This window comes from Autumnicola aciditolerans (assembly GCF_041679265.1).
GTDB lineage: Bacteria > Bacteroidota > Bacteroidia > Flavobacteriales > Flavobacteriaceae > Autumnicola.
Genome location: NZ_JBGFSM010000041.1, coordinates 1 through 3,925, shown reverse-complemented (window position 1 = coordinate 3,925; position 3,925 = coordinate 1). Strand labels below are relative to the sequence as shown.

4 protein-coding genes are annotated in these 3,925 nt (G+C 32.2%); all 4 read right to left on the bottom strand.

Annotated elements, in window-relative coordinates; genetic code table 11:
• Positions 1-217: 217 nt before the first annotated feature.
• Entirely contained in the window at positions 218-934 is a 717-nt protein-coding gene (locus tag AB8M93_RS18395) for an Ig-like domain-containing protein (protein WP_298529648.1), read from the bottom strand.
• 162 nt (positions 935-1,096) lie between these two features.
• Positions 1,097-1,630, bottom strand: coding sequence for a Riean_0653 family protein (locus tag AB8M93_RS18390; RefSeq protein WP_373060393.1), 534 nt, complete (start codon positions 1,628-1,630; stop codon positions 1,097-1,099).
• 62 nt (positions 1,631-1,692) lie between these two features.
• Complete coding sequence (locus AB8M93_RS18385; RefSeq protein WP_373060391.1) at positions 1,693-2,355, bottom strand: FRG domain-containing protein; 663 nt, start codon at positions 2,353-2,355, stop codon at positions 1,693-1,695.
• A gap of 159 nt (positions 2,356-2,514) precedes the next feature.
• A complete protein-coding gene (locus AB8M93_RS18380; protein ID WP_373060389.1) occupies positions 2,515-3,831 on the bottom strand; it encodes a hypothetical protein in 1,317 nt (438 codons plus the stop codon).
• Between the last annotated feature and the right edge of the window lie 94 nt (positions 3,832-3,925).

Below are 3,925 nucleotides of genomic sequence, written 5' to 3'. Positions count from 1 at the left end.
TTTTTAGAGAAGATTATTTTAAAAAGGTTACAAAACGAAAAACTAAGTAAAAAAATAACATATAACGGTTACGGTTATCGCAAGTTGCGGGAGTAGGGACGCGGACTTGTCGGATTAACTATTTTCTTTCCTGGTTTCTAAAATTACACTTTTTCAACAAATACCCGTTATTTGCGATGAACCGATGTTGCCAGTAGTTTTTTGTTTTATTCAATTTCTATTCGAATTCAATGGTTTCTACTTGGTTAATCTCATCAACAAGATAGGTTTCTGTTAAAGTACTTATGTTATTAGTTAGAGTGACGGAAATAGCTGAACCTCTTACTGCGAAAACACTTCTTCTGAAAGGCCCTGTTGCAGAAGCAAGATTAAAAATTCGAGTTTTATCCTCATAACATCGAGAATATGTTTCAATATTATCTTCAAAACCCTTGTTACATACGCCTTCTGTATATTTGTATTCAGCAACATAATTTTCTCCAGTATTATTAGTAATATCAATTGAGAAAAATGAAATAGGCGTATACACTAATGGCGGAATTTCTATTATTTGTCCTGATGGATATTCTGTATAGCGGAATTCATACTGCACAAAATTATCGTCTACGTTAGGAAAATCTTCAATATTTTTAATTTCAATTTGGAGACCTGAATCATAAATGTCACCAATACCTTCGAAACGACCATTTTCATCAGTGATAAATTCACCAATAATCTGGTCAAAACCAACTTTAAGTATTACAGTTTTTCCACTTAACGGATTCCCGTTTGTGTCAACAACAACACCTATATAGGTGTTGTCTCTACCAACAATAATTGGGTAATCATCATCATCATAAAATCCTAAAAAGCAAGATGTCAAATTAAATGAGATAAAAACTAAAAAAATCCATTTTGGAACTTTTTCGTTAATTGTTGTTTGTTTTTCTTTCATTTTCTGTGTCTTGTAAAATTACTGGCAACGTTCCCGGTTATCGCCAGTTGGCGGAGTAAGGGACACGGATTTGTCGGCTTAGTCTTGGTTTGTTGGTCAAGTTAATTATTTTCTTACTAACGGTGCCGCTTATTGGCGATTAACCGTTGTTGTGTTTAGTTTTTAGTATCCCAATCTTGAATCAAACCTTCCATCTGAAATAGTAATTACTTCGCCTAATTCATTTACTGCCTTAAATTCGAAAGTTCCACTTACGGTATAATTTTCTCTATCATAATGTAATATTTCCAGAGTACCATTATATATAGAATCGGTTGAATAATTGCTTCCTTCTTCGTCATAGGAACCTTTTATTACAGATCCATAATTTTCTTGATTATTACCATTTCCTGTCAAATTAAAAGTTCGTCCATCTAAATTGTCCAAATCGTCGAAATATACAACGGCATCTACGCCACTAAAACCAAATTGATCGCTAGTAAATCCTACTATGAAAAAATAGCCTTCTTCCTCTGAAATGTAATTTATACGACAAGTTTTATTACCGCCGACACCTCCGCCACTTGGATTCATAATAGTTCCATTCAAAATACAAGAAAAACCTCCAGTTCCATCACCATTTATGGAAGTCAATTCTTCATCCTTTTCACAACTTAAAAACAAAATTGCTACAATTACTAGAAACGTTTTTTTCATAGGCTAAGATTCTAATTATATTTAATCGATAATTGTAATATTACTAAACTTTGAAAGATTTTCTAATCTAAAAATTCTGATCTGAATTGATAAGTTCTTTGGTCAATGTCATCAATGAATGTTGGAATGTTACAAACAAATGAAGAATCTAAATTTGATGGATTTATATTTGGATAAAGTGTTTTATCGTACTCTGAAGTTTCATTGAATATGAATTCGTGTGGAACCAGAATACCCCAAAGTTGTCCATCCGAATTTTTATGTTCTTCAGAAGGCTCACACATAAAATAGGATGCAAGAACACTTGAAGTAGATAAGTCAACTAAATTCGTTTTGACTCCAGCGTGTTGTGCTTGGAATAATAGATCCCAATCTTCACCATATGGCTTTTTACTATGTTTAAAAATTTGAGCTTCACCATAGTTTTTGACAATCTTTTGCTTAAAAATTTGAGCACCTTTTTGCTCAATTTCTCTAGCGTTATTTAAGTCAATTTTATTGGAAAATGGAGGTCGAAATATTCCAGGTAAAATATCCCATCCATAATTTTGTTCTCCTCTGTAATGTGGCATAACATCAATACCAATGCTGAATTTTAAATCTGTTCGGATCTTTATTAGTTCCTCGTGAAAGTTTGTGACATCTTGAAGATTTTTGATTTCAAAACTTTCTAATCTATTCAAATGTTTTTCCTTTATATGCTTAGAAACTTGTAGGTAGTTCATAGGTTAATTAAAAATTGTAGCCAACGGTTACGGTTATCGCAAGTTGCGGGAGTAAGGACGCGGAGTTGTCGGCTTTGTTGTTTCCATAATTGGTCTCTAAAATAACCATTTTCAGCAAACTACCCGTTATTTGCGATGAACCGATGTTGGGTGTAGTGTTTATTGTCTGTCAGCCATTTTCTCCTTTTCTGACTTTTCTTTTTTTACGGTTTTTTTCTTCAATTCCTCATTTCTTTTTAATTCCCTTTCTACAAGTTCTTGTACAGGTCTCTTTGGTGTATCTAAAACCGCATAGTCTTCTTCGAAAATATTTTTGTACGTTTCTTGAAATTCCTTTTCTTTTCTAATTTTGGTGAAAATTGGCCATTCTCGATAGTCCGTTTTATCGATTTCACCATTAGCTCCTATTTTTATCATAAGTGAATAAGCAGTTTCATATTCCTCTAAAAGAATCGCATTAGCTATCTTAAAATCGTCACTGCTGGCACTCCAATCTTTGATTTTGAGTATTTTTTCGCATTCTTTTTGTTCTCCTTGTAAGTATTTGGACAATGCTGCATTTATTACGAATACGTTTTTTAATGATTCGTTAAAATGTTTGTTTTGTTTGTATCCGAAAGAGAGTAGAATGTCAGCTAACTCGAAGGATTTTGAATCTAATAAATCAAAACAAATGTCATTTAGTTTTCGGTCTGCTTCCTTTAAATCTGAAATTATAAGTTTTCTCCAAATAGTATGAGAAAGTTTAACTGATATTTCATAAAGAGCTTTATAGGCTTCAGTAAAATATTCCGGTTTAACATTTAATCTATCACCAACTTTTATATTATCTGTTTTACATTTATGTTCTTTACAATTTTTTAAATACTGATTTGACACAACACCATCGCAATGGACAAGTAAATTTCTTCTTTCGGTTATTTCAATAAATGTTTTCCAGATAGGTAAGTTAGCCCTTAACTTCAAACCTACTCTACTTTCCAAATAATCAAATTGTTCAGAGTGGCTTTTCCTTAGAACGGTATCAATTTCTTTTTCTACTATATAATCTCTTGCATTATTTAAGGACTCAAAATCCACTAGTTGTGAAAAAGTCAAATTTCGTTCACTACTATTTAAAATTTCGGGTTTTAATTCGTAAATAATTCTCAGTAGTCTGGATAAAAATGCATCATATTGGGAAATTAGAGACACAAAAAGACTTTCTGGAATAATTTTATACGCAAGAGATGAAATTGAAGCGTTACTCTCTAATTTGTCAAGTATTTTAGAATCTTCAACCTTAACAACAAGCTTTTTTTCGCCATTGTCATCTTCAATCTCCGTTACACTTTTGTCTAGAAATTTACTGAATTTTTTATTTGCTTCTTTACTATAAGGTTCAAGTAAAAGAAGTGTCATCGGCAAAGTATCCCTTATTGCATCAATATGCCTTAAGAATTTTTTTAAATTTTGATCTAATTTTTTTCCTGTCATATGTTTTAAACATTACACCCAACGGTTACGGTTATCGCAAGTTGCGGGAGTAGGGATGCGGACTTGTCGGATTAACCATTTTCTTTCCTGGTTT